Source organism: Planktotalea arctica (genome assembly GCF_002105285.1).
Taxonomy (GTDB): domain Bacteria; phylum Pseudomonadota; class Alphaproteobacteria; order Rhodobacterales; family Rhodobacteraceae; genus Planktotalea; species Planktotalea arctica.
The window spans coordinates 191,481-216,916 of record NZ_MUHR01000005.1; the positions used below are offsets into that span (position 1 = coordinate 191,481).

The following is a 25,436-nucleotide window of genomic DNA, read 5'->3' on the forward strand; positions in this document are numbered from 1 at the left end:
CAATGCGCCGTGTTTTTTCAGCCACTCTTTTCGCCCTGTCACTCGCCGCCCCTTTGCTTGGCCAAAGCGCCGCGTCAATCCCGGAGCAGCGCTTGGTTTATTCCAAGGACATCGACTTTTTCGGCGCTGATCTGACGAACCTTTTCGACACGACGCTCGACGCGTGCGAGCGCGCCTGCCTGAGCAATGCGCAGTGCACCGCATTTACCTTTAACGAGCGCTCCAATGCGTGTTTTCCTAAAAGTGGCGTGAGCGAAAAACAGCCCTACGAGGGGGCGCTTTCCGCCGAAGTTTACCGTGCGAGCGCGGGCGTTCTCAGCACTGCACCCGCGCGCCTGCGCGAGCTCGGCTTTTTGTCCGAGAGCGATCATTCGGCGGTTCTGGCGCAGGCCGAAGGGCTTGGTAAATTGCACCCCGGCGGGCAGTGGAGCGTTCAGGTTCTGCTAGACGCCGTGCGTGATCGGCGCAACGAGAATAACCTGCTGAGCGCGATGCACTGGCAAGGTGCGGCAACGGCGCAAAGCGACGCGAGCGATATGTGGGCGGAATATGCGCGTCTCGCGCTTGAGGTGACGGGCACGAACAGTTCGGAAAACCGCAAATATCGCCAGCGCGCGTTGAACGCGGCGAGCAATGCGTATCTGCGCGCCGTGACCCCGGCCGCGCAGGTGAGCGTGCTACAAATCATGGCCGACGCGATGGAGCAGATTGGGCGCGGGCGCGACATGGTCCCCGCGCTGCGATTGGCGCAAGATATTCAGCCCCGAGACGATATTGCAGCCGCCCTCGATAAGGCGATCGGCAAATACGGATTCCGGATAACGGAGCATCGCGTTGACAAGGATGCCGCCGCCCCACGCATCTGCGCAGAATTTTCTGAACCTTTGGTTAAGGTCGGTGTCGATTACGCGCCTTTCGTTAAACTGCCCAGCCAGAGCCTTGTGGTGCAAGCTGAAGGAAGCCAATTGTGCATCGACGGCGTTGAACATGGTGCGCGCTATCAAGTGACCTTCCGCGCTGGCCTGCCTGCGGCAAGCGGTGAAAGTTTGTTTAAGGATGTTCCCCTGACGCTTTATGTGGGTGATCGCGCCGCTGCCGCGCGCTTCCCGGGTCGTGCTTATGTGCTGCCTAAGGCTGCCGATGCTGCGATTCCGCTCGAAACGGTTAACCTTGATAAGGTCGATTTGCTGTTGCGCCGCGTCAGTGATCGCAATGTGCTGCGTACTATGCAGGAGGACATGTTCGGTCGCCCGCTTAGCCAGTATGAGGACGAAATGTTCAAGCGCGACATTGGAGAGGATGTCTGGAGCGGCACAGGTGTAGTCGAGAACACGCTGAACAGTGACATGACAACGCGCTTGCCAATGGGTGACTTGGTTAAGGACCTGCCTGCGGGTCTTTACGCGTTAACCGCGCGTGTGCCGGGTGTTAGCATTTACGATGATGCAGGTGCGACGCAGTGGTTTATCCTCTCTGATCTGGGCCTTAGCACGCTTATGGGGGTTGATGGGGTGCATGCCTTTGTGCGCGGTCTGTCCGATGCGCGCGCCAAGGAGGGGATCGAGGTAACTTTGCTGTCCCGCTCTAACCGTGTTTTGGGCGTTGAGCTGACCGATTCTGACGGCTATGCGCGCTTTGCTGCGGGCCTTTCGCGCGGTACAGGCGGCGCCGCCCCTGCGCTGGTTTTGGCCAAGCAAGGCGAGGACGATCTGGCGTTTATGTCTTTGACAGAGCCTGCTTTTGATCTATCCGATCGCGGTGTTGAAGGGCGCGAACCCGCTGGTCCGATTGACTTATTCCTGACCACAGATCGCGGCGCGTATCGCGCAGGCGAGACAATTTACGCAACAGCCCTTGCGCGTGATAGCACGGCAAAAGCGCTGGGCAATCTGCCGATCACGGCGATCCTGACGCGCCCTGATGGTGTCGAATATACGCGTGTTCTGTCAGCGGATGACAGCGCGGGGGGGCATGTTTTCACGCTACCTTTGGGCAATACAGTGCCGCGCGGCACATGGACGCTGGACATGAAGGCCGATCCAGATGCGCCTGCACTTGCCTCTCAAAAGCTGCTGGTCGAGGATTTTCTGCCAGAGCGTATCGATTTTGAACTGACCCTCCCGAACACGCCGATCCGTCAAGGTGACACGCCGCCGTTAACCATTTCTGCGCGCTATTTGTTTGGCGCGCCCGGGGCTGATTTGCCGATTGAAGGGTCCGTGCGGTTAAGTGCGATCCGCGAGCTTGATGGCTTCAAGAGCTATCGTTTTGGCCGCTATGATGAGCCGGTGAACCCGCGCACGCGCTTTCTGTCTGAAACGGGTCGCACCGACGCAAGCGGGACGGCGGTTGTTGGTTTGGAAATGCCTGAGATGAGCGCGTCTGGCGTGCCCCTGGAACTGCGCGCAACGATCCGTGTTTCCGAAGGCAGTGGTCGCCCTGTCGAGCGCCAAATCACCCAAGCGCTTGCGCCGAATGGTCCGATGATCGGGATCAAACCGATGTTCGACGATGTGGTCCCCGAAGGGACCGAAGCGCAACTGCAAGTGATCGCAATTGGCGCTGATCTAAGCCCCGAACCAATGCAGGTGCGCTGGACCGTTAACCGTGTTGAGACACGTTATCAGTGGTATCAAATCTACGGCAACTGGGACTGGGAGCCTGTCACGACGCGCAAACGTGTTAAGAGCGAAGTTGCCACGCTTGGCGATGGACCGTTAACCATCAACGCGCCCGTTGAATGGGGCCGCTACGAGGTGATTGTGGAGCGTGTCGGCGGTGAATACCTAGCCGCGTCTAGTGATTTTTATGCAGGTTGGTATGCGCCTGCGGATGTGTCCTCCACGCCCGACACTTTGGAGCTTTCGCTTGACCAAGAGGGATACAAAAGCGGCGATACGGCGCAGCTTCGCCTTGTGCCGCGCTTTGCGGGAACTGCGCTGGTTACAGTGATGTCCAACCGTGTGATCCATATGGAAACGGTGCAGGTGACGGAGGGTGAAAACCTGATCCCGCTTAGCGTGACCGATGAATGGGGTGCGGGCGCTTACGTGACTGCGAACGTGATCCGCCCGATGGACGTTGCAGCCGGCCAAAACCCTGCGCGCGCACTTGGACTGTCCTACGCAAAGATTGATCCGGGGATGCGTCAGCTCGCTGTTTCTATTGACGCGCCCGAGGCGTCGCAGCCGCGTGGAGCGTTGGATGTAGCCGTAAATGTAAGCGGTATTTCCGCGGGCGAAACAGCTTACGTGACTATTGCCGCCGTTGATCTGGGCATCCTTAATCTGACGGCTTTTGACAGCCCTGATCCGTCCGATCATTACTTTGGCCAACGCCGCCTTGGTATGGAAATGCGCGATGTTTATGGCCGCCTGATCGACGGGATGAACGGCGCAATGGGGCAGGTACGCTCTGGCGGCGATGCGGCCTCGCGTCTACGTTTGCAAAGCCCGCCCCCCACGCAAGAGCTGGTTGCCTATTTCTCTGGCCCCGTCACTGTGGGCGCAGATGGAAAAGCCAACGTTTCCTTTAATATACCTGCCTTCAATGGCACGGTTCGCCTGATGGCCGTGGCATGGTCTGACACAGGCGTTGGTCAAGCCGAAGCTGATGTTTTGGTGCGCGATCCTGTGGTTGTCACAGCCTCCTTGCCCCGCTTTTTAGCGCCCGGCGATCAATCAACAGCGCTCTTGGAAATAGTGCATGCGAGCGGTCCGAGTGGTCGCATGGGGCTTGATGTGTCCGCCTTGGGTGTTGTGCTGGATGCGTCCCTGATCCCGTCTGGTCTGACGCTTGGGGATCTGGAAAAACAGACTCTAACAATACCGATCAGCGCTGCGGTCGTGGGTGATCACACTATGCGCATCGCGTTGACCACGCCTGATGGACAGCAGCTAGTGCAGACCCTTGTTTTGCCCGTGCGCGCCAACGATCCCGAGGTCAGCGAGGTACGCCAAGTCAGCATTGCGGCGGGCGAGGTTTTCACGCTGGATGATGCCGTTTTTGCAGGTTTCAAAGGCGGTACAGGCTCTGCTGTTCTCGCCGCTGGCCCACTTGCCAAGCTAAATGCGCCGGGCCTATTGCAAGCGCTTGATCGCTATCCCTACGGCTGCACAGAGCAGATTACATCACGCGCGCTACCGCTTTTGTATTTCGATGAAGTGGCTCAAGTGATGGGTCTGAATGAGCGGCAAACGGTGCAGAAGCGTGTCGATGAAGCCATCGCGCAAGTCCTAACACGGCAATCCTCGAATGGCGCGTTTGGTCTCTGGCGTCCTGCGTCTGGTGAGTTCTGGCTCGATGCCTACGTCAGTGATTTTCTGTCGCGCGCCAAGGCGCAGGGCTATGAGGTTCCAGCCCTCGCCTTCCGCATTGCGATGGATAATTTGCGCAACCGCATTAACTACGTTGCCGACTTCGATGAGGGCGGGGAAGACGTTGCTTATTCCTTGATGGTTCTCGCGCGCGAGGGGGCGGCGTCTATGGGCGATTTGCGCTATTATGCAGATGTGAAGGCCGATGCGTTTACCACGCCGCTCGGCGCTGCGCAGCTGGGTACGGCGCTGGCGTCCTACGGTGATCAAACGCGCGCGGATGCGATGTTCGCTCGGGCCGCGCGCCTGATGATCCCGCGCATGGGGGAAGAGGCGCGTGTATGGCGCTCTGATTTCGGCACGAACCTGCGCGATGCGGCGGGTGTTCTGACGCTCGCGGTCGAGGCGGGTAGCAGTACGGTTAACACCGCCGCTTTGTCCGATCGAATCGCGAATGCGGGGCGCGCAATGTCTACCCAAGAAGCATCGTGGGCGCTGCTCGCGGCACATGCTTTGGCGGAGAATCCGAATGATAACGGATTTACGGTTAATGGCGAGGTGAACACTGGCCCGATGATCCGCCGATTTGAGGCTCGCGGTGCGCCTTTGCAGATCACCAACACCTCAAGCACTGCGATGGATGTCACGCTTAGCACCTTTGGCATCCCGGAAATTGCACCGGATGCGGGGGGTTATGGCTACAGCATCACGCGCGAATATTTCACGATGGACGGCGCGCCGGTGAATGACATGACTTTGCGCACAGGGGATCGTCTCGTCACCGTGTTGACCGTGACCCCGTTCGAGGATGGTGCATCGCGGCTTATGGTGAATGACCCGCTGCCTGCGGGGCTGGAGATTGATAATCCAAACCTGATCCGTGGCGGCGATATTCGTACGCTGGACTGGTTGAAACCTGCGCGCGCGGAGCATTCCGAATTCCGTTCTGACCGCTTTCTGGCGGCGGTGGATTCGCGCGGGAGCGATCCTTTCCGCCTCGCTTATATCGTGCGAGCCGTATCGCAGGGAACGTATCATCATCCCGCCGCCTCGGTCGAGGACATGTATCGCCCGCAGTATCGCGCGCGCTCGAGCACGGGCCAGATGATTGTGACCGAGTAAACAATGCGCCGCTTTGCGCCTTTCGCTTTGGTTCTGGTGCTGTTTCTTGCGGCGCTGGGGCGGGATGCGTTGGACGACTGGGTCGCGGCGACCGACCTGCCTGGCCTCTTGCCAGAGACCTCTGACGAAGTGCGCGATCACGCTGGTATCCTGCTGCGGGCGTATACCGTCGAGGATGGGCGCTGGCGCTTGAACATCACGTCAGATCAGGTTGATCCGCGCTTTGTCGAAATGTTAATCGCCTATGAGGATAAGCGGTTTTTTCAACACGGCGGTGTTGATGGCTGGGCGGTTCTGCGAGCTGGAAAGCAGGCTCTAACACAGGGGGAAGTTGTCTCTGGCGCATCTACTTTGACAATGCAGGTCGCGCGTTTGCTTGAGCAAAGTGGAACGGGGGCATGGCATGGTAAGTTGCGTCAAATGCGCGTGGCGTTGCGGCTGGAACAGGTCTTGGGCAAGGATGAAATTCTGCGGCTCTACCTGACCCTAGCGCCCTATGGCGGTAATATTGAAGGAGTGCGCGCAGCGAGCCTCAGCTACTTTGGCAAGGAGCCAAGGCGTCTGACGGCCGCACAAGCCGCGTTGCTGGTCGCGCTGCCCCAAGCGCCTGAAACGCGGCGCCCTGACGTGAACCTGAGCGCCGCGATCAAGGCGCGCCAAGTGGTTCTGGACCGTCTGATCGAGAGTGGCGCAGTAAGCGGCGAAGAAGCCCGAACAGCCCATTTAGAGCCTGTTTCCGAGCAAAGAGTACCATTTCCAGCCTATGCACCGCACCTATCGGACCGCGCGCGCAGCACTATGCCTGATCTGGATGTGCATCGCTTAACCTTGGACGCGCAGATGCAAGCGCGCGCTGAAACACTGGCCGCATCCAGTGTTCGGGGCAAGGCAGAGAACTTGTCGATTGCGATGATCTTGGCGGATCACCAAAGCGGTGAAATTCTGGCTCATGTGGGGTCGGGCGGCTATTCTGATCGTGAGGGACGGCAGGGGTTTATCGACATGACCCGTGCGCTGCGCTCGCCTGGTTCGACGTTGAAACCGTTGGTTTACGGGCTGGCGTTTGATCAGGGCTTGGCGCATCCCGCAACGATTATCAACGATCGTCCGGTCGCCTTTGGTAACTATGCGCCGCAAAATTTTGATGGCGCGTTTCACGGGGAATTGCGGGTGGATGATGCGCTGCGCCTGTCGCTGAATATCCCTGTGGTGCTGTTGACCGAAGAACTTGGCCCCGCGCGCCTTATGCAAGGGCTGGAACGGGCTGGGGTCCGTGCGAAAGTACCAGGTGGTGCGCCGGGATTGGCGGTTGCTTTGGGCGGTGTTGGCACATCGCTTGAGGGATTGGTACAGTTCTATGCGGGGCTGGCGCAAGGGGGTCAAAAGCGGAGCCTAAATTGGCGTTTAGGGTCTGGAATTGACGATACAGAACATTTTATAAGCCGCGCGTCGGCTTGGCAAGTCAGTCATATTCTTGCTGGCCTTGCGCCGCCAGCGGGGGCTGCGCAAATGCGGCTGGCTTATAAAACGGGCACCTCCTACGGGCATCGCGATGCTTGGGCGATAGGGTTTGACGGTCGTTATGTGGCGGGGGTCTGGATCGGGCGACCTGACGGGACGCCTGTGCCAGGTGCGTTTGGCGGTGAATTGGCTGCGCCAATCCTGTTTGAGCTGGTTGGATTGGTCTCGGATGAAGCGGTTCCGCTGCCCCCGCCACCGCCTGAAACACTTTTGTTAGAGACTGCTGATTTGCCTCAACCGCTGCGCCATTTCATTGGGCGACGTGCGGTGTTTCAGGCAGCGCCGGATGCGCCGAAATTGGCCTTTCCTCCGGATGGCGCACGATTGGCGCTGAACAACGCTGGATTGGTCGTAAAGGTGCGTGACGGACGACCGCCGTTTACGTGGATGGCAAACGGTGCGCCCGTCCTGCGCAGCGTTCAAACGCGGGAAGCGCAACTGCCGCTCTTGGGCGAAGGGTTTGTGCAGCTATCGGTGATTGATAGCGATGGCCGCGCAGCACGCGCGACCATCCGGCTAGATTAAAGTGCCTCGATCGCGATTGCGATTCCTTGGCCGCCGCCGATGCACATGGTGATCAGCGCGCGTTTACCGCCGATGCGTTCAAGCTCGTAAAGGGCTTTGACGGTGATCAAAGCGCCGGTTGCGCCGACCGGATGACCCAGCGCGATTGCACCGCCGTTGGGGTTCACCTTGGCGGGGTCAAGGCCGAGGCCTTTGTTTACGGCAAGGGCCTGCGCGGCGAAGGCTTCGTTACTTTCAATCACATCGAAATCGGTGATGCTGAGCCCCGTGCGTGCAAGCAGGTTTTGAACGGCGCGGACGGGACCGATGCCCATGACTTCGGGGCGCACGCCAGCATGAGCGTAGCCCAAAATACGGGCGCGCGGTTTGAGGCCGGCTTTGGACGCGGCAGAGGCGGTCGCCATAACAATTGCAGCGGCGCCATCGTTGATGCCCGATGCGTTGCCAGCGGTGACTGTGCCGTCTTTCTGGAATACCGTGCGTAGGCCTGCGAGCGCCTTTGTGGAGGTCGCTTTGGGGTGCTCGTCGACCGTGAAATCTACCATGTCGCGTTTGATTTTGACTTGCACGGGGGTGATCTGGCTGGCGAAATAGCCATTGGTGATGGCGTTGGCTGCCCGCTCTTGGCTGGCCATTGCGAAGGCGTCTTGCGCTTGGCGTGAGATATCGTGCTCTGCCGCGACATTTTCTGCTGTGACGCCCATGTGACCCGTGCCGAACGGGCAGTTGAGCGCGCCGAGCATCATGTCGAGCGAGCGTGTATCGCCCATCTTAGCACCCCAGCGTTGATCGGGCATGATGAACGGGGAGCGGGACATGTTTTCTGCGCCGCCCGCGAGGGCAAAGTCAGCATCGCCCAGCATGAGGGATTGCACCGCGGAAACAATCGCCTGCGCGCCGGAGCCGCAAAGGCGGTTCACGTTCATCGCGGGGGCTGTGTCAGGGATACCTGCGTCAATGGCAGCCACGCGAGAGAGATACATATCGCGTGGTTCTGTGTTGATGACGTGGCCGAAGACGACGTGGCCGACTTGTTTGGGATCAACACCTGAGCGGGTCAGCGCGGCTTTGCTGGCGATGGCCGCAAGTTCGATCGGGGGCGTAGTTGCAAGCGCGCCGCCGAATGTGCCGATGGCCGTGCGTGCGCCGTCTAGGATAACGATATCATCAGGCATGTGGAATCTCCGTTTAGGGGTGTTTGGTAGAGTATGCTTTTGAAGTTTTGGATTGTCAGGTGAAACTGAACGTCAAAATGTGCTGCGCGCAGGTTTAGCCTGCCCTGAAGGGCAGGCGGAATGGGGCTCTGCCCCAAACCCCGAGGTATTTAAGGACCGAAGAAGAGTTAATAGTGCGGCGGAGTCATGGCCCAAACGATGGAGGTTTCCGTGTTCGCGGGGTTGGCATAGCGGTGGGGGCGACTTGATAGGAAGTGGAAGGCATCGCCAGGATGGAGGGTCATGATTTTGTCCTCGACGGTGAGCTCGAGTGTGCCTGTGACCACATAACCGCCTTCTTCACCCTTGTGCGAATAGAGCGTGTCGCCGGAGCTGGAGTGGGGGGAGAATGTGGTGAGGATGAGTTCTAGTTGACCCGACAGGTTGGGGCTGATGAGTTCATCGCGCACACCTGATTCAAACTTGAGTGAGCGGCGTTTATTGGCGCGTACCACGATGTCTGCCTCGGGGTTATCTCCCTCGTCCGGGTCGGGAAAGAACCAGCTGATACCAACGCCTAGCGCCTTGCCGATCATGTTGAGCGCGCGCACGGAGGGGTCGGCATCCTGCCGTTCCAACTGGCTGAGATAGCCGATGGAGAGGTCTGTTGCAGCAGCAAGTTGCTTGAGCGTCATGCCTTTCGCTTTGCGAAGTTCGCGCATGCGTGTGCCGATAATGGGCTGTGTTGCGCGGCTCATCACAATTTGAGCTCCATGGTTATGATAAAGGGCGATATGTTTGCTTAAAATTGAGATTAAGTCGCCACAAAGGTCGCGTCAAACTGGAGGCTCCTATGCCTTTCCTTCGCAGTAAATTCTTTGGCGCATACGGGTTATGGCATTGGGGTGATTGATACGTTAATTCCAGAAGCCACGCCGAGGTGTGCGCAGGAGAACGGGCTTTTGGCGGCGACGGCGCATAATCTGGCGAAGCTGACGGGGACGATTACGGCGCTGGCCTCTTGCCTCTCCGCGCGGATCACGAAACCCGGACTGGCGGCGCTTTGGGTCTGGGGGCTGTATGGCGCGGGACTGTTGTTGCTGACGCAGGTGGGTAGTTTCGGGATGCTTTGTGCGTTGATCGTGTGTTTTGGCGGGGTAAAACTGTGCAAGGCGCTGGTGTACGGGAAGTATCTGCATAATGCGCCGAACGCGCAACGCGGGGTGTTGATCGCGGTGGATCAAACGGCATTTTGGGGGCTGGCGACGCTGGGCACGTTCGGGATGGGTGTGTTGATTGACATGATCGGCCTGAACCAGACGATTTGTGCGGTGTCTGCCGTGGTCGTCAGTGGTGTCTTGTTGCTGGCGTATCGGGGTCATCTTGCGCAGATGACCCCTGCTTGGGAGCGCTATTCGCCGTAGGGAACCCAGATTGTTTTCGTCTCGCTCGCGGCGCTTAGATGCTCGCGCGGGCTCGGGGTAGAAGTCTGGGCATTGTTGACCCATGTACGCTTGAGATTGCCAATGGATTTACGTTCGATCACGGCTGAAAGATCGCTGGAAGAAAAGCTCCAGACCGCGTCGATATCGTTGTGTGCGGCCATGTGCGGGGCGAGGTCTGTGTGGCTGCCCGTGAGGACATTAACGACGCCTGCGGGTACATCGGACGTTTCTAGAACTTGGATCAGATCGGTCGCCGCTAGGGGGTATGGCTCGCTCGCGACCAGCACGCAGCGGTTCCCCATTGCCATGTTCGATCCCATCGCGTGAACGGTGCCCAACAGTGGTGTATCATCGGCGCAGAACACACCGATCACGCCGACAGGTTCGTTCATCGCGAGCGCAATGCCCTTGATCGGAACGCCGCGCGCAGAGCCATCCCATTTGTCGGCCCATGCGGCGTAGGTAAAGAGCGCGTTCAGGCTATTTTCGACTTCCACTTTGCCAGTGCGTTTGCCTGTCATCGCGTCGATGCGTCTCGCTAATTCGTCCGCACGGGCGGACAGGTTTTCGGCGATGTAATAGAGGATTTGCGCGCGCAGGTGGCCTGTGGTTTTGGACCAGCTTTTTGCGCCATGTGCTGCCTCGACCGCGTTGCGGATATCCTTGCGATTGGACAGCGGGACTTCGCCAAGTTTCGCGCTTTGCTTGGAGTAGATGGCTTGGGAATAACCGCTATCGGGGCGTGCTTGTTTGCCGCCGATATAGAGCTTGGCCGTGCGATCAATCGGGTCCGTGTTTGCGTCATTGCCAGTGAACGGTTCGATCTGTGCCAGCGCTTTGCATTTTGCTTTGGGTTTGGTGTAGGCGGCAAGGCCTTCCCAGCCACCCTCGCGGCCAAATCCGCTTTCGCGCACACCGCCAAAGGGGGCAGCAGCATCGAACAGGTTGGTGGCGTTGATCCAGACCACGCCAGCGACGAGTTGCGGCGCGATATCGAGCGCGAGATTGACGTTTTCGCTCCAGACCGTTGCGGCCAAACCGTAGCGCGTATTGTTGGCGATTTGAACCGCTTCTGCGGGGGTGCGGAACGTCGTAGCGCACAAGACGGGACCAAAGATTTCTTCCTGCATCAGGGTTGCAGACGGGGTCAGCCCAGTGATCAAAGTCGGGGGGTAGAAACAGCCGCCCTCGGGCATGTCGCACTTAGCCTGGTGCATCTGTCCTTCGGTATTGGCGTTAACCATTTTGGTGATCTGATCGAGCTGAACTGGGTCCACGATTGCGCCAACGTCGATGCATTTGTCTAAGGGGTCGCCCATGCGCAGACCATCCATGCGCGCGCGCAGCTTGGCATAAAAACGCTCGGACACGCTTTCCTGAACCAAGAGGCGCGATCCAGCGCAGCAGACCTGGCCCTGATTGAACCAGATTGCATCAACCAGTCCTTCGACGGCGCTATCCAGATCGGCGTCATCGAAAACGATGTAGGGGGATTTTCCGCCCAGTTCTAGCGTTAGGGATTTGCCCGACCCAGCGGTTGCCTCGCGGATGCGGCGACCCACGGCGGTGGAGCCTGTGAAGGCGATTTTATCGACGTCCGCGTTAACGATCATTTCGCCGACGGCACCATCGCCTGTGAGGATGTTAACGACACCCTTGGGTACGCCTGCTTGGCGGCAGATGTCCGCAAACAAGAGCGCAGTTAGCGATGTGTATTCCGCCGGTTTCAGAACCACTGTATTGCCCGTGGCGAGCGCTGGCGCAATCTTCCAAGACAGCATCAACAGAGGGAAATTCCATGGGATGATCTGACCGCAAACGCCAAGTGCTTCGCGATCTGGTAACTCGTCGCCCATCAACTGCGCCATGCCCGCATGATAGTAGAAATGGCGGTGCACAAGCGGGATATCTATGTCGCGGCTTTCGCGGATGGGTTTGCCGTTGTCGAGCGTTTCAAGAACCGCGAACAGGCGGGAATGTTTTTGGATCAACCGCGCAATCGCATAGAGGTAGCGCGCACGCCCTGCGCCGCCGAGTTTCGCCCATTTGCCTTGCGCACGGCGCGCAGCAGCGACTGCGCGATCTACATCGCTTTGCTTGGCTTGGGATAGGTTCGCGAGCACGTTGCCGTTGGCTGGATTGCGGCTCTCAAAGCCATCAATTGGAGTAGTGAATTCACCGTCAATGAAGTGACCAAAGCGATCACCTTGATCCACGAGCCAAGCCAGTGCGTCAGAGGCATCCTCAGGGGCGGGGCCGTAGTCCATTTTGTCGAGGCGTTCGGAAATTGTCATGGGTGTCTCCTTACGCAAGCGCGTGACGGTATGTGGCGGAATATGCGCCAGTGACGTGGTGTTCTAGCTGGCGTTCGATATCGTTCAAAAGGGATGATGCGCCAAAGCGGAACAGATCGGGTTGCAACCAGCGATCGCCGAGTTCGTCCTTCATCAGGGCAAGGTAAACGAGTGCATCCTTGGCCTTGGAAATACCGCCAGCGGGTTTGTAGCCAACGCGGTAGCCCGTGCGTTCATGATAATCGCGGATAGCGCGTATCATAACGAGGGACACAGGCAGAGTCGCGTTAACCGATTCCTTGCCAGTGGAGGTCTTGATGAAATCAGCGCCCGCCATCATGCACACCAGCGAGGCGCGCGCGACATTTCGCAGCGTGCCCAGCTCGCCTGTCGCAAGGATCGCCTTGACGTGGGCATCGCCGCAAGCGGCGCGAAAGGCGCGCATTTCATCGTAAAGGGCTTGCCAATCGCCAGCCAGAACAAGGCGGCGGGAAATCACGATATCGATCTCGGCTGCGCCTGCTTTCACGCTTTCTTCAATCTCTGCGATGCGCAGATGAAAGGGGGACAGACCCGCAGGAAAACCGGTGGACACGGCGGCGACAGGGATGCCAGAGCCCTTGAGCGCATCAACAGCAGTTTCGATCATATCGTGGTAAACGCAGATTGCTCCGGTTTGCAGATTGCTGACACCAAGCGCTTCAGCGATATCACGGCGCAAGGGAGCGCGCGCTTTGGCACATAGCCGGCGCACGCGTTCGGCAGTGTCATCGCCCGATAGCGTGGTCAGGTCGATACATTGCATCGCGCGGATCAGCCATGCCGCCTGATATTCTTTCTTAACGCTGCGCCGACCGGGCAGGGTTTTTGCACGCCGCTCAATCGCGGATGTATTGGCCTGAACCGAACGTACCCAACTTAGATCAAGGTCCATCCCGGGGTTACGCGGCTCTACCGTTTGGGGCAGATGCGTGGTGGTTTGAGCGGTTTCAACAGACATATGCGGACTCTCCCAGCTGCGCTTAATCTGTCCCATGCGCGCGGGGGCTTGGCAAGTAATGGCTTGGTATCAGTATGGCTAATTTGACCGGATAGTCAGAAATTAGCGATCTTTCTTGCGAATAAGTCGCAAACGCATTGACTTTTTGCGAATGACTCTCATATTCATCTCAACACAGAGGAGAATCCATGACCATCGGTCGCCGACACTTCCTAGCCCTGACTGCCGCAAGCGCGTTTGCCCCGCGTTTCGCGTTGGCATCGGGCATCCTTAACATCGTCGCAACGACAGGCATGATTGCCGACACAGCGCGCCGTATTGGCGGAGCGCATGTCACGGTCAAGGCGTTGATGGGCCCCGGTGTTGACCCCCATGCTTACCGTCAAACGCGCAGCGACATCACGGCGATGACGCGTGCGGATCTGGTGTTGTGGCATGGTCTTTATCTGGAAGCGCAGATGGAGGATTTCTTAGTTAAGCTAGAGCGTCGCCGTACTTCCGTTCCGGTGGCCGAAGCAATGCCGCGTGATGTGCTGATTTCCCATGCGGACTATGAGGGTCGTTATGATCCGCATGTGTGGATGGTGCCTGACCTCTGGGTCAATGTGGCGCGCGAAATCGCCCGTGTTCTAAGCGAAGCGCGCCCTGAGCTGGCGGCTGATTTCGTAATTAACCTTACTGCATTTGAAATAGAGTTAACCACGCTGCAAAGCTATGGAAAAATGGTGCTGGCAACTGTTCCTGCGCAATCGCGCGTTTTACTGACGGCGCATGACGCGTTCGGCTATTTCGGCCGCGCCTTTGATATGGAAGTCATCGGCATCCAAGGGATATCCACGGAAAGCGAAGCAGGTTTGAACCGTATTTCAACGCTGGTTGATTTGCTGGTTGAGCGCAAGATTGGGGCGGCTTTTGTTGAAAGCTCTGTCTCTGATCGCAACATTCGTGCGTTGATCGAGGGGGCGGCTGTGCAGGATCATACGGTCTCCATCGGGGGGGAACTCTTCTCTGACGCGATGGGCGCTGATGGCACGTATGAGTCCACGTATATCGGCATGATTGATCACAACATCACAACCATCGCGCGCGCTCTTGGCGGCACTGTGCCCGAGCGTGGTATGAATGGCAAATTGGCGGTAGGATCTTAAGATATGACACCCCTTGAACTGGCGACATCGAACGGAGCGCGCTTGCAGAACGCACATGCTGGCGCGGCGCTTGCAATCCGTGGAATGACTGTGAGTTACGGTCAGAAACCTGCGGTTTTTTCCGTGGATATGAGCGTGCCTGTTGGCTCTATGACAGCGATTATTGGCCCCAACGGCGCTGGTAAATCGACACTGCTCAAGGCCGCGCTGGGCGTGATCAAACCGCTGGCGGGTACAGCGACTGTGTTCGGCCAGCCCGTAGCGGATGCCCGCGCGCGCATCGCTTATGTGCCCCAGCGCGCGAGCGTTGATTGGGACTTCCCGACGCGCGTTCTGGATGTGGTACTCATGGGTCTGTACCGTGAACTTGGCCTCTTGGGTCGCTTGCGCGGCACGCACAAGGCCAAAGCAATGGACTGCCTTGCGCGCGTTGGTATGCAGGACTTTGCGAGCCGTCAGATCGGGCAGCTTTCTGGCGGTCAGCAGCAGCGTGTTTTCCTAGCGCGTGCACTAGCGCAGAACGCTGATCTGTATTTGCTGGATGAGCCGTTTGCAGGTGTCGATGCCGCCACGGAGAAGGCAATTATCGACGTGCTGAAATCCCTGCGCGCAGAGGGCAAAACAGTTGTCGCCGTTCACCATGATCTAAGTACGGTTGCGGACTATTTTGACCGTGTGTTCCTGATCAACACCACCCGCGTCGCTGAAGGCACGGTTGAAGAGGCGTTCACGCCGCAGACCCTGCAAGAGGCTTATGGCGGTCGCCTTGCAACAGGCCAGCTCGGTCAAACGGCGCTTGGCGCGTAAGCGATGCTTTGGCATGCGCTGACCTTGCAGCTTGGCTATAATGCCACGCTCGTGACCCTTGGCGCGATGCTGCTTGGTGTTGCGGCGGGTGTTACAGGAACATTTCTTTTCTTGCGCAAACGCGCGCTTGTCAGTGATGCGATTTCTCATGCGACCCTGCCCGGCGTGGGGATGGCGTTCATTATCATGGTCGCGCTTGGCGGCGATGGTCGCAGCCTGATTGGTTTGATGCTTGGCTCTGCGGCGTCCGCGTGGATTGGCCTTTTGTGCATCGGTGCTTTGACACGGCGCACGCGGCTGGCCGAGGATGCTGCGATTGGTGCGGTTCTGTCGGTTTTCTTTGGAATTGGCATCGTTTTTCTGACGTTTATTCAAACAATGAGCGAGGGGCGTCAAGCGGGGCTTGAGGGGTTCTTGCTTGGCTCGACGGCTGGGATGCTTTACTCGGATGCGATGATTATTGCGGTTGGTGGGGCCTTGGTTCTTGCGGCTGTGATTGCGTTTCGACGTCCCTTAAGCGCTGTTGCGTTCGATCCTGAATTCGCGGCCTCAAGCGGGCTGAATGTGCCGCGTCTTGATCTGATTATGATGGGCCTTGTCATGGCGATCACGGTTGTGGGTCTCAAGATTGTGGGTCTGATCCTGATCGTTGCCTTGTTGATTATCCCCGCTGTTACAGCGCGCTTTTGGAGCGAACGAGTGACGGGCGTTCTATGGGTCGCCGGAGTTGTCGGGGGCGTTGCGGGTTACGTTGGCGCAGCGCTTTCTGCGATCGCGCCCGCGCTGCCTACGGGGCCTGTAATCGTTCTAGTGCTGTTCGCTATGTTCGCTCTGTCGCTTTTGTTTGCACCCGCGCGCGGGGTTTTGGCGGCAGTTCTTAAGCATCTCTCATTCCAGAAACGTGTGCATATCCGCCAAGGGCTTTTGGCACTGGCGCAGGGCCAGCCCATCTATGAGAAACTCACGCTGCGCCTGCTGCAACGCGCGGGTTTCGCGCGCGCTGACGGGGTTGCGACCACTGACGGGAAGGCGCGCGCGGCCAAAGCGCTGCGCGATGAGACCCGATGGCAAATGGCGCGTTCGCGCGAAGAGTTTGCGCTGGCGGCGACCTTTTACGATGGGCTGACAGAGATCGAGGGCGTTTTGACCCGCGATCAAATCAATGAGTTAGATCGCCTCATTGGCGCGCCTAGAGGAGTGCCCGTATGATGGGCGAGGAATTTGTAGCGCTGTCTTTGACACCTATTTTGATCGGTACATTGGCGGCGATCGCTTGTGCGCTGCCTGGAAATTTCCTGTTGCTGCGCCGCCAAGCGCTGATTGGCGATGCGATCAGCCATGTGGTTTTACCGGGCATTGTCGTGGCGTTCCTGATCACGGGCGTTGTCGCCGCAGTTCCCATGATGCTGGGTGCGGCGGGTGCGGCTGTGGTCGCGGTGGTGATGATCGAAGCGATCCGCCGCCTTGGTAAGATTGAGCCGGGGGCTGCGATGGGTGTGACGTTTACGGCCATGTTCGCAGGGGGTGTTTTGTTGCTGGAGCAGTCCGACACAAGCACGGTTCACCTAGATGTTGAACACGCGCTGTTCGGGAACTTGGAGAGTTTGATCTGGCTCGACGCAACGGGCTGGTCCTCACTTTGGGATCGGGACGCGCTGGCCTATTTACCTGTGGAACTGCCGCGCTTGCTTGCGGTGTTAATCGTTGTTGCGCTGTTTACGTGGATTTACTGGCGACCTTTGAAACTATCCACTTTCGATGAAGGCTTTGCACAAAGCATGGGCATTCGAACGGGGCCTTTGGGCTTTGCACTGGTGATCGTGGCGGCCCTGGCGGCGGTGGCGGCATTTGATGCGGTCGGCTCGATCATCGTGATCGCGATGTTCATTTGCCCGCCCGCCGCCGCGCGCCTGATGACAAATTCGCTTGGTGCCCAAGTCGCGTGGAGCGTGCTTTTTGCAACCCTTTCGGCGGTTCTGGGATATGTGTTCGCAGGCTACGGCCCTATCTGGCTTGGCGCGAATAATGCGGTCAGCGCGGCGGGGATGATCGCGGCGGTGTCGGGTGTCATTCTTGCGATAACGGCAGTCGCAGGGCCGTGCAGATCACGCAGTGGCGCGCCAGCCGAGGGTTAGATCGGGCTTGTGTCACTGACGACGCGGCCCTCCTCGAGAGTGATGATCCGGTCCGCCAATTCCAATATGCGGTTGTCATGTGTGACCATCACGGTGGTCGTACCGCGCTCTTGACCAAGCTGTTTGAGCATCCTCACGATGGACACGCCAGACACTTTGTCCAGCGCGGCAGTGGGTTCGTCCGCGAAGATCACGTCAGGGTTGGACACCAGCGCGCGCGCCACGGCGACGCGCTGTTTCTGCCCGCCTGATAGGTTTCCGGGGAGGTAGTCGAGCCGGTCCGAAAGCCCCACTAGCCCCAACATATGATGGCTCGCTGCGCGTTGCAGGCGTGCATTGCCTTTGCCGTGCACCTGCAGGCCCATCATCACGTTTTGCGTGGCGGTAAGACTTTCATGCAGGTTATGCGCCTGAAAGATGAACCCGAGCTTGCGGCGTAGCGCGACCAGCACCGCCTCGGGCGCGTCGCGCAATTCTTGATCCAGCAAATGCACGCTGCCCTCCTGCACATCGCGCAGGCATCCGATCAGCGTCAAAAGCGTGGTCTTGCCAGAGCCGGATGGCCCCATGAGGATCGTCAAACTACCTTTGCGGATGTTAAGATTAACGTCCCAAATCGCCTGTTTGCGCGCTTCGTCGTGGCCGAAATAGTGGTTTAGCCCTACCACCGTGATCGCGTGCTCCGGCCCCATCAGAACAGGTCCGCCGGATCAGCAGCCGCAAGGCGCCGCGTGGCGATCGCGCCTGATAGCGTGCAGGCGGCGAGCGTGCCGAAGAACACGAGGATCGCCGTGCCAGCCTGCATTTCGACGGGCAGATTGGTGACGCTGGCCAGTGCTTTGTAAAGCACCGACGAGGCCAGAAAACCCGGTATGAAGCCGAAGATTGCCAGCACCAGCGCTTCTTCGAACACGATACCCAGAAAGAACGGTTGATCGTATCCCATCGCCTTGAACGTCGCATATTCCTTGAGGTGGTCGGCCACGTCGGTGGACAGGACCTGATAGACGATCACGATGCCGACGATGATGCCGATCAAAACGCCAAAGCCGAAAATGATACCCGTCGGGCGCTCTGTGGACATAAACGCCAGATCAGCGGCGGCGGCGTCCTGCATGATCTGAACCTTCACGCTTTCGGCGGGCAAAGCGGCCTCTAGCCGCGTTTTGACGGTTTGAACACTGGCGCCATCATCGACGTTGATCAGAATGTGACTGGGCGCGCCACCACTGCGTTTGGGGTTGAAGCGCAGGAATGTCTGATCGGACACAACCAAAGTACCATCGGCCAGAAATCCGCCGCCTACATCGACGGTGCCAATCGCCGTCATGGTGCGTCCGTTGATTTCGAAGGCATAAGGTTCGCCGCGCTCAAGGCGTTCGAAAACGCTGGCAGACACGCCGCGTGATCCTTTATCAAGCAAGGCCGTGCTTTCGATATTGAGCGCGTCCAATTCGCGCGCGACCCAAGGTGCTGCGAATTCTGGTTGGGCGGTGTCCATGCCGAAGGTGAGCAAAGCGGCAGAAGTGCCATCCCCCATGCTAAGCGGCAGCGTGCCGATATAGAGCGGCACCGCGCTTTTGACGCCCGCGATGCCAAGCGCCTGAAACATGCGCGTGCGCGCGATATTGCCACTATCAGTGAGCGTGTCGCCCTCGGTCGAGGACACCAGAATATCGCCGCGAATGAGCGTGTAGGGCGCGACGGTCGAGTTGTTCAGCGCACCCAGAATGCCAAGCTGCATGAATACCAGAAGATTGGCGAAAGCGACGCCCGCAAGCGCGGCCGCAAGGCGGGTTTTGTTGTGCGACAGTTGCAGCCAGCCAATAGGCAGGCGGCCGAACAGCCATGTGAGAAACCGGCTCATTCAATGCGGCCTGCGTCGATCCGCACGATGGTCTCGAGATTGGTGAGCGCGCGTGCGCGTGCGCTCGAGTCCGCATCAAGCGAGATGATCACATCTACGACGCGTGCATCGGTATTGGCGGCGGGATCGTCCGAAGTGATGGATTGGCGGCCAATTTCAAGACCGATCGCAGCGACGACACCCGTCAAAGGCTGGGGCAAAGCATCGGCGCTGGCGCTGATCGGATCGCCAATGGTGACGCGCGCTATCATGGATTGATAAACCTCTGCCTCGATCGTCATTTGCGATGTGTCGCCCAGATCGATGATGCCGCTGGCCGAGGGCCGCTCGCCCGGCTGTGCGTGGATTTGTAGGACTGTGCTCTTGGTGGGCGCTCGAACATATCCGCGTTCGATATCCTGCTCTGCGCGGGCAAGTTCGGCCTTGGCCGCAGTTAGGTTCGCCTCTGCGACAGCGATATCGGCCTGAACCGTGTCGGAACCGGCGGCGTAGCGCGAAAGGGTGGCGATATTGCGCTCTACATCGCGCGCGGCGGTGTTGGCGCTCGCAATCGCGCGGTCCATTTCGGCGCGCGTGGTCACGCCGCGCTCGAACAGGGATGTAACGCGGCTCAGCTCTGCGTCGGTTTCTGTTGCGCCAGCTTCGGCCTTGCTGAGAGAGGCCTGCGCTTCGGCGCGGCTCGCGTCGATAGAGGCGCGGGTTTGCGCAAGCGCTGCGTCGCGCACGGCGACATTTGCCTGAGCGGTGCGAATGGCGCTTTGTAGCTGCGGCAGGTTGTCGAGCTCGGCCAGAATATCGCGCCGTTCGACCGTATCACCGACGTTGACGTTTAACGCCGCAATACGCGCATCGCCTGCGCCGGAGGGCGTTGCGACATTGATCACATCGCCGCGCGGAATGATGCGGCCAAGGGCAAGCACGTCGCCTTCGCTGATCACGGCGACTTCTTCTTGGGCGCTGACCTTTTGAACGGCGATCGCGATGGGCATATCACTGCCTGCGCCCGGCTGCAGGCCGGTGGCGTTGAAGAACACGCGCAGGCCGGGGGGCTGGAAATACATGCCAATCACGGCACCTGTGAACAGCGTCAGCATCAATAGCGGAATGATATAAAGATGCCCAAGCCGCGACGTGCGCGCAGGCGCATTGGACGTTTTTGCGATGCCGTTGTCTTGCAGGGGCAGTTTGCCTGCTGCTTCGTTGTCTTGCTTACTCATCACGAACCTTCGGGGAAGTCTTTCCCTTTACGCACTCTAAACTTGGTAGTTCAGAATAGGAAGATGGCAGGTGCGAGGTGCTCTGTCGCAACCTACTTCTTTTTGATCTTTATTTCGATACGCGCGCGATCGACGTCTTTGCGGTTGGGCAAGCGATCGATGCTGCCGATCTCAAGCACGAGTTTATCGTTCTTGGGACGGCGCTTGGGCTGATAATAGAATTGATAGGCGTTCACCGCGATTCCTGCGCATGGGCCGCTGGTAAGCACTTTGATCGTGCGGGTCGCGGTGAAAGTGCCGTGTTTGGGCTTTTTCTTAACTTTCACGGTGAAATAATCATCCTGATAACAGCCACCTGCCGGATTTTCCTTAACCCAGAAAAAGCTGGTGTCCTGATCGAAATTGCCGCTGCTTATCGTGCGCTTCCAGTTGTATTTGAACTCTTTAGCATCGGCGGTTTGCGGTGCGGCGAAAGCTAACGCGCCAAGTAGTGCGAATTTAAATAAATTGGTCATAAAAAAGGCCCCCTAAGGTGTTGCCAGCTTAGGGGGCTTGATCGCAGATCGCAACTAGGCGGCGCTAAGGCCCGTATCGAGCGCATTCAGAATGGTTTGCACTTCGCCCTCTGAAATCGTCAAAGGGGGCGACATCAAGATGTTGGGTGGCCCCATGCGCACCATCGCTCCCGCCTCGTAGGTGGCTTGCTGGATGCGTTTGACGATTGCGGGATCAATAGGCGTTTTCGTGGCCTTGTCGGAGACCATTTCAAAGCCTGTCATCAAGCCTTGCCCCCCGCGCACATCGCCGATGATATCGTGTTTTGCGGCAAGCGCTTGGCAGCCCTCATAAAGTTGCTTGCCCCGCGCCGCAGCATTTGCGCGCAGATCAAGGCGGACCGTTTCCGCGAGGCAGGCCGTGACCGCAGCCGCGCCAACGGGATGGGCGCTGTAGGTGTATCCGTGGTAAATGCCGCCCTCTGCGGGGTCGGATTTTTCAAACACCTCGGCGACCTTTTCGTTGAATAGCGCCGCGCCAACGGGGAAATAGCCAGAGGTGATGCCCTTGGCTGTGCTCATCATATCGGGCTGGACCCCGTAGTGACGCGAGCCGGACCAATTGCCCAAGCGCCCGAAGCCTGTGATGACTTCGTCCGCAATCATCAGGATGCCATGGCGATCACAGACTTCGCGCATTAACCTCATGAAGCTGTCGTCGGGCACGATCACACCACCTGCGCCTTGGATTGGCTCCATGATGAAGGCTGCGATGGTGTTAGCGCCTTGGAACTGCACCTCGTCCTCGAACGCATTCGCGATGTTCTGGGCAAGCTGCGCAGGGTCCGTTTCATTGAAGGGGTTGCGATAGGGATAGGGGCTGGGCAAATGGAAGCAGCCGGGCAACATCGGCTCGTAGGCGATGCGGAAACGGTTGTTGCCATTGACGGACGCGCCACCAAAATGTGTGCCGTGATAGCCCTTCTTGAGGGAAATGAATTTGGTGCGTGTCGGCTCCCCGCGAAGGCGATGGTACTGGCGTGACAGGCGCAAGCAGGTTTCAACACTGTCCGAGCCGCCGGAGGTAAAGAACGCGCGCACCATGCCATCGGATTCAAAAAATTCGCGCACCGCATAGGAGGCTTCGATTGCGGGTGGGTTGGACGTTCCTGCGAAGGCGGAATAATAGGGCAGATCATAAAGCTGCTTGGCGATCGCGTCTTTAATGACATCGTTGGAATAGCCAAGGTTAACGCACCATAGGCCACCCACGGCATCGACCGTCTTATGCCCGTCGAGATCCTCGATAACCACGCCCTCCGCCTTGGCGATGATCGCGGGCGCATTGGCCTGCACATCTCCCGGATGACCCATAGGATGCCACAGGTGGCGCGCGTTGTTCTCGCGCAGGAAATTGTCGTCTTTCATAGCTGTTGCTCGCCTTTCGAATTGCGTTGCAGTATCTGTGTCATTTGCTCTCTCACCTCGGCTTTGCGGCGCGGGGCGACTTCGCGAACTTTGGTCATGAAAGCCTCGTTCTCAAAGGGCGGAATATTGACGTCGTAAGTATCGGCCACCTCAACCATGCCTTCGCGGTCAGATATGTCAAAGACATCGACCATATCGCTGGCCTTGTCGCTGGGAACGCCGAGCGCCTCGAAGGCGGAGCGCGCCATGCGCAGCGAGCTGTCATAGGTTTCGCGGATGATATCGCGGCAGCCCGCGGAATAAAGCTCGTAGACGTGGTTGCGATCCATCGCGCGGGCCATGATGTGCACGTTTGGATGGGTTGAATGGATGTAGTGCACCATTTCCGTAATCTGTTCTTCATTGTCGATTGCGATCACAATTAGCTTTGCGTCATGGATGCCTGCCGCGTGCAAAAGGTCCGGGCGGCTGGCATCGCCAAAGTAGGCCTTTACGCCAAATTTTTCCAACATATCAAGTTGCTTCGAGGAATAGTCAATGACGGTAGGGGTGTGCCATGCCGCACGTAGAACGCGGGCGACCATACCGCCGACCCGGCCATGGCCTGCAATAATGATGTTGGACCCTGCGTCGATTTCATCGGTCTCGCGGGTTTCCCCCATGACGTAGCGCGGCGCGATGAGGCGGTCGTAGATGATGAACAGCGCAGGTGTCAGAAGCATTGATAGCGCGACGACGAGTAGGAGAATATCTGCGATGGAGGACGGGATAATTTGCCCTGCGACTGTGAAAGACAGCAGCACAAACCCGAATTCACCCGCCTGTGCCAGACCGAGTGCAAAGAGCCATTTGTCCGCTCCGCCAAGTTTGAAGATGTGCGCAAGAACCAGAAGTACCAGAACCTTGATCGCAATCAGGCCAAGCGTCATTGCGACGATGTTAAAAAGGTTCTCAGAAAGCAGTACAAAGTTGATGCCTGCGCCCACGCTCATGAAGAATAGGCCAAGAAGGAGGCCACGGAACGGATCGATGTCGCTTTCGAGTTCATGGCGGTAGGCAGAGTTGGCCAGCACCACGCCTGCGATGAACGTGCCGAGTGCGGGTGATAGACCGACAAGCGACATCAAGAGGGCGATCCCTATAACGATGAGTAGCGCACCAGCTACGAAAAGTTCCCGCAGACCTGCGCCCGCAATAAAGCGAAAGATCGGCGCGGTGAGAAAGCTACCGCCAAGGATCACGGCGGCGACTGCACCGACGGTGACCAGCGTGGTCTGCCACCCGTTCAGCCCCGCGACGAGGCTCATGGCGGCACCGTGATCGCCCTCGCTCGCGTGCGCCGCGTCAGCGCCATGGGCTGCGACGCCCATCAATTCGGGTATCGCCAAAAGCGGCAAGAGCGCGAGCATCGGAATGACCGCGATATCCTGCGTGAGCAGAACCGAGAAACTGGACTGCCCGCCGTCCGATTTCATCAGCCCTTTTTCATTCAGCGTTTGCAAAACGATCGCCGTAGAGGACAGCGCCATGACGAGGCCAATGGCGAGCGATATCGACCAAGGCTGCCCCAGCGCCATACATGCGCCCATTACGATTATTGTGGTTAACCCAACTTGCCCGCCGCCTAGCCCAAGAAGTTTGGCGCGCATCGCCCAAAGCATTTTCGGCTCTAGCTCCAGTCCCACGAGGAAGAGCATCATTACGATGCCGAATTCTGCAAAATGCTGGATTGCGATCACATCCACATGCAGTAGCGCCAGAATCGGGCTGATGATGATCCCTGCGATCAGATATCCAAGCACGGAGCCAAGCCCGAGGCGCGAAGCGGTCGGCACTGCGATCACGCCCGCGCAGAGGAATATGAAGGCGAGCAGCAGAAAATCGGTCATCATGGGCCTTCCGAGCAGGGCAATATCGCGCGACTCTGCGCAGGAGCGTGCATCAAGTCCAGAGCGTTTTCTCATATGGCCTTGGAGTGCGCGCGGATCGGGCCTATGTAGAGTGCTCAGATTTCAGAAAGACGACACGCGCCATGGCCAAGCCGAAGGAAAAAGAAAACTACAAGGTGATCGCCGAGAACCGGCGCGCGCGTTATGATTACGCGATCGCGGACGACATCGAATGCGGCATCATCCTGCAAGGCTCCGAAGTCAAATCGCTGCGTGTGAACTCCGCCAATGTTGCCGAAAGCTACGCAGAGGTGAAGGATGGCGAGCTGTGGCTGGTGAACAGCTACATCGCGCCCTATGAGCCTGCGAAAACATGGGGGCACGAATTGCGCCGTCGCCGCAAATTGCTCGCCTCCAAAAAAGAGCTGTCGCGCATGTGGTCCGAAACGCAGCGCAAGGGCATGACGCTGGTGCCTTTGGTGCTGTATTTCAATCACAAGGGTTTCGTGAAGCTGAAGATCGGCATCGCCAAGGGCAAGCAAAACCATGACAAACGCGCCAGCGACGCCAAGCGCGATTGGGGTCGCCAAAAGCAGCGCCTGCTCCGGCACGCGGAGTAACGCGCACCCACCTTCCCCTTCTCAAACGGGGAGTTTTCCCTACCTTTCCCCATGACGCGCGAGCACGCTTGCAGTTAGTGATCGCTGCGCATGGGCACGGGCCGCGATTGCGCGCACATAAAATGGCCCGACGGGAAGGAATACTATGGAACTCTTGATTGGTCTGATTTCGGGCGCGGTCGGCGGCAATGTCGCGGGCGGTGTATTGAAGAACCTGAACCAGGGCACGCTCATCAATTCGATCTCCGGCATTGTAGGCGGTGGTTTGGGCGGCACGGTGCTTGGCATGATGGGCGCAGGCGGCGCAGCGGGCGGTCTCGATATCACGTCGATCCTGACGCAGGTTGCCGGCGGTGGTATCGGTGGCGGTGTGGTTCTGGCGATCGTTGGGGTTGTTAAGAACATGATGGCGAAGTAGCTCGCAGCATCCGGGCATCGCGATAGTGCGGTGCCC

At 58.5% G+C, this 25,436-nt stretch carries 19 protein-coding genes; 9 read left to right on the forward strand and 10 right to left on the reverse strand.

Annotated elements, in window-relative coordinates:
- Positions 1-2: 2 nt before the first annotated feature.
- Both B9P63_RS05600 and pbpC read left to right on the forward strand, forming a co-directional pair.
- Complete coding sequence (locus tag B9P63_RS05600; RefSeq protein ID WP_085307576.1) at positions 3-5,438, forward strand: alpha-2-macroglobulin family protein; 5,436 nt, start codon at positions 3-5, stop codon at positions 5,436-5,438.
- A 3-nt stretch (positions 5,439-5,441) separates the two neighbouring features.
- Positions 5,442-7,484, forward strand: coding sequence for a penicillin-binding protein 1C (pbpC, locus tag B9P63_RS05605; RefSeq protein ID WP_085307577.1), 2,043 nt, complete (start codon positions 5,442-5,444; stop codon positions 7,482-7,484).
- Here the strand turns inward: pbpC and B9P63_RS05610 are convergent.
- Together B9P63_RS05610 and B9P63_RS05615 are read right to left on the reverse strand one after the other, a co-directional pair.
- Positions 7,481-8,659: an acetyl-CoA C-acyltransferase family protein gene (locus tag B9P63_RS05610; protein WP_085307578.1), complete on the reverse strand. Its 1,179-nt coding sequence runs from the start codon at positions 8,657-8,659 to the stop codon at positions 7,481-7,483. The two genes, pbpC and B9P63_RS05610, sit on opposite strands and share 4 nt — an antisense overlap.
- 167 nt (positions 8,660-8,826) lie before the next feature.
- A complete protein-coding gene (locus B9P63_RS05615) occupies positions 8,827-9,396 on the reverse strand; it encodes a helix-turn-helix domain-containing protein (RefSeq protein ID WP_085307579.1) in 570 nt (189 codons plus the stop codon).
- A 147-nt stretch (positions 9,397-9,543) separates the two neighbouring features.
- Between B9P63_RS05615 and B9P63_RS05620 the strand changes: the two genes are divergently transcribed.
- Entirely contained in the window at positions 9,544-10,062 is a 519-nt protein-coding gene (locus B9P63_RS05620; RefSeq protein ID WP_139816211.1) for a hypothetical protein, read from the forward strand.
- On the opposite strand, the gene B9P63_RS05625 is transcribed toward B9P63_RS05620, so the two are convergent.
- Complete coding sequence (locus tag B9P63_RS05625) at positions 10,050-12,377, reverse strand: aldehyde dehydrogenase family protein (protein ID WP_085307581.1); 2,328 nt, start codon at positions 12,375-12,377, stop codon at positions 10,050-10,052. The genes B9P63_RS05620 and B9P63_RS05625 overlap by 13 nt on opposite strands.
- Positions 12,378-12,387: 10 nt before the next feature.
- Positions 12,388-13,377, reverse strand: coding sequence for a deoxyribose-phosphate aldolase (gene deoC, locus B9P63_RS05630; RefSeq protein WP_085307883.1), 990 nt, complete (start codon positions 13,375-13,377; stop codon positions 12,388-12,390).
- A 188-nt stretch (positions 13,378-13,565) separates the two neighbouring features.
- On the opposite strand from deoC, the gene B9P63_RS05635 reads away from it, so the two are divergent.
- From B9P63_RS05635 to B9P63_RS05650, 4 genes are read left to right on the forward strand one after another with little or no spacing between them, the layout of a single operon-like run.
- Positions 13,566-14,525 (forward strand): metal ABC transporter solute-binding protein, Zn/Mn family, encoded by a 960-nt coding sequence (locus B9P63_RS05635; protein ID WP_085307582.1) that lies wholly within the window; start codon positions 13,566-13,568, stop codon positions 14,523-14,525.
- Between the two features lie 3 nt (positions 14,526-14,528).
- Positions 14,529-15,332 (forward strand): metal ABC transporter ATP-binding protein, encoded by an 804-nt coding sequence (locus B9P63_RS05640; RefSeq protein WP_085307583.1) that lies wholly within the window; start codon positions 14,529-14,531, stop codon positions 15,330-15,332.
- 3 nt (positions 15,333-15,335) lie between these two features.
- The gene (locus B9P63_RS05645) at positions 15,336-16,541 is read left to right on the forward strand and encodes a metal ABC transporter permease (RefSeq protein ID WP_085307584.1); all 1,206 of its coding nucleotides are present in this window, start codon (positions 15,336-15,338) and stop codon (positions 16,539-16,541) included.
- Positions 16,538-17,467: a metal ABC transporter permease gene (locus tag B9P63_RS05650; RefSeq protein ID WP_085307585.1), complete on the forward strand. Its 930-nt coding sequence runs from the start codon at positions 16,538-16,540 to the stop codon at positions 17,465-17,467. Before B9P63_RS05645 ends, B9P63_RS05650 begins: the two co-directional genes overlap by 4 nt.
- Here B9P63_RS05650 and B9P63_RS05655 read toward each other — a convergent pair.
- The 6 genes from B9P63_RS05655 to B9P63_RS05680 form a co-directional block, all read right to left on the reverse strand.
- On the reverse strand, positions 17,464-18,159 hold the full coding sequence (locus B9P63_RS05655; RefSeq protein WP_085307586.1) for an ATP-binding cassette domain-containing protein: 696 nt from the start codon (positions 18,157-18,159) through the stop codon (positions 17,464-17,466). The two genes, B9P63_RS05650 and B9P63_RS05655, sit on opposite strands and share 4 nt — an antisense overlap.
- Entirely contained in the window at positions 18,159-19,334 is a 1,176-nt protein-coding gene (gene devC, locus B9P63_RS05660; protein WP_085307587.1) for an ABC transporter permease DevC, read from the reverse strand. Before devC ends, B9P63_RS05655 begins: the two co-directional genes overlap by 1 nt.
- Positions 19,331-20,551 carry an HlyD family efflux transporter periplasmic adaptor subunit gene (locus B9P63_RS05665; RefSeq protein ID WP_085307588.1) on the reverse strand — a complete coding sequence of 407 codons (1,221 nt, stop codon included), beginning with the start codon at positions 20,549-20,551 and terminating at the stop codon, positions 19,331-19,333. The genes devC and B9P63_RS05665 overlap by 4 nt, the downstream gene beginning before the upstream one ends.
- A gap of 92 nt (positions 20,552-20,643) precedes the next feature.
- Positions 20,644-21,066, reverse strand: a complete 423-nt coding sequence (locus tag B9P63_RS05670) for a hypothetical protein (RefSeq protein ID WP_085307589.1) — start codon at positions 21,064-21,066, stop codon at positions 20,644-20,646.
- 54 nt (positions 21,067-21,120) lie between these two features.
- The gene (locus tag B9P63_RS05675) at positions 21,121-22,473 is read right to left on the reverse strand and encodes an aminotransferase class III-fold pyridoxal phosphate-dependent enzyme (protein WP_085307590.1); all 1,353 of its coding nucleotides are present in this window, start codon (positions 22,471-22,473) and stop codon (positions 21,121-21,123) included.
- Complete coding sequence (locus B9P63_RS05680; protein ID WP_085307884.1) at positions 22,470-24,362, reverse strand: cation:proton antiporter domain-containing protein; 1,893 nt, start codon at positions 24,360-24,362, stop codon at positions 22,470-22,472. Before B9P63_RS05680 ends, B9P63_RS05675 begins: the two co-directional genes overlap by 4 nt.
- 143 nt (positions 24,363-24,505) lie before the next feature.
- On the opposite strand from B9P63_RS05680, the gene smpB reads away from it, so the two are divergent.
- Together smpB and B9P63_RS05690 are read left to right on the forward strand one after the other, a co-directional pair.
- Positions 24,506-24,982: an SsrA-binding protein SmpB gene (smpB, locus tag B9P63_RS05685; RefSeq protein ID WP_085307591.1), complete on the forward strand. Its 477-nt coding sequence runs from the start codon at positions 24,506-24,508 to the stop codon at positions 24,980-24,982.
- Between the two features lie 145 nt (positions 24,983-25,127).
- The gene (locus B9P63_RS05690) at positions 25,128-25,400 is read left to right on the forward strand and encodes a hypothetical protein (RefSeq protein WP_085307592.1); all 273 of its coding nucleotides are present in this window, start codon (positions 25,128-25,130) and stop codon (positions 25,398-25,400) included.
- Positions 25,401-25,436: the final 36 nt, after the last annotated feature.

Bases quoted from the DNA above. Each gene is read 5' to 3' on its own strand.
- B9P63_RS05600 (WP_085307576.1), top strand. From the start codon at position 3: ATGCGCCGTGTTTTTTCAGCCACTCTTTTCGCCCTGTCACTCGCCGCC.
- B9P63_RS05610 (WP_085307578.1), bottom strand. From the start codon at position 8,659: ATGCCTGATGATATCGTTATCCTAGACGGCGCACGCACGGCCATCGGC.
- smpB (WP_085307591.1), top strand. From the start codon at position 24,506: ATGGCCAAGCCGAAGGAAAAAGAAAACTACAAGGTGATCGCCGAGAAC.
- B9P63_RS05655 (WP_085307586.1), bottom strand. From the start codon at position 18,159: ATGGGGCCGGAGCACGCGATCACGGTGGTAGGGCTAAACCACTATTTC.
- B9P63_RS05650 (WP_085307585.1), top strand. From the start codon at position 16,538: ATGATGGGCGAGGAATTTGTAGCGCTGTCTTTGACACCTATTTTGATC.
- B9P63_RS05645 (WP_085307584.1), top strand. From the start codon at position 15,336: ATGCTTTGGCATGCGCTGACCTTGCAGCTTGGCTATAATGCCACGCTC.
- B9P63_RS05690 (WP_085307592.1), top strand. From the start codon at position 25,128: ATGGAACTCTTGATTGGTCTGATTTCGGGCGCGGTCGGCGGCAATGTC.
- pbpC (WP_085307577.1), top strand. From the start codon at position 5,442: ATGCGCCGCTTTGCGCCTTTCGCTTTGGTTCTGGTGCTGTTTCTTGCG.
- B9P63_RS05625 (WP_085307581.1), bottom strand. From the start codon at position 12,377: ATGACAATTTCCGAACGCCTCGACAAAATGGACTACGGCCCCGCCCCT.
- deoC (WP_085307883.1), bottom strand. From the start codon at position 13,377: ATGTCTGTTGAAACCGCTCAAACCACCACGCATCTGCCCCAAACGGTA.
- devC (WP_085307587.1), bottom strand. From the start codon at position 19,334: ATGAGCCGGTTTCTCACATGGCTGTTCGGCCGCCTGCCTATTGGCTGG.
- B9P63_RS05675 (WP_085307590.1), bottom strand. From the start codon at position 22,473: ATGAAAGACGACAATTTCCTGCGCGAGAACAACGCGCGCCACCTGTGG.
- B9P63_RS05665 (WP_085307588.1), bottom strand. From the start codon at position 20,551: ATGAGTAAGCAAGACAACGAAGCAGCAGGCAAACTGCCCCTGCAAGAC.
- B9P63_RS05670 (WP_085307589.1), bottom strand. From the start codon at position 21,066: ATGACCAATTTATTTAAATTCGCACTACTTGGCGCGTTAGCTTTCGCC.
- B9P63_RS05680 (WP_085307884.1), bottom strand. From the start codon at position 24,362: ATGACCGATTTTCTGCTGCTCGCCTTCATATTCCTCTGCGCGGGCGTG.
- B9P63_RS05635 (WP_085307582.1), top strand. From the start codon at position 13,566: ATGACCATCGGTCGCCGACACTTCCTAGCCCTGACTGCCGCAAGCGCG.
- B9P63_RS05615 (WP_085307579.1), bottom strand. From the start codon at position 9,396: ATGAGCCGCGCAACACAGCCCATTATCGGCACACGCATGCGCGAACTT.
- B9P63_RS05640 (WP_085307583.1), top strand. From the start codon at position 14,529: ATGACACCCCTTGAACTGGCGACATCGAACGGAGCGCGCTTGCAGAAC.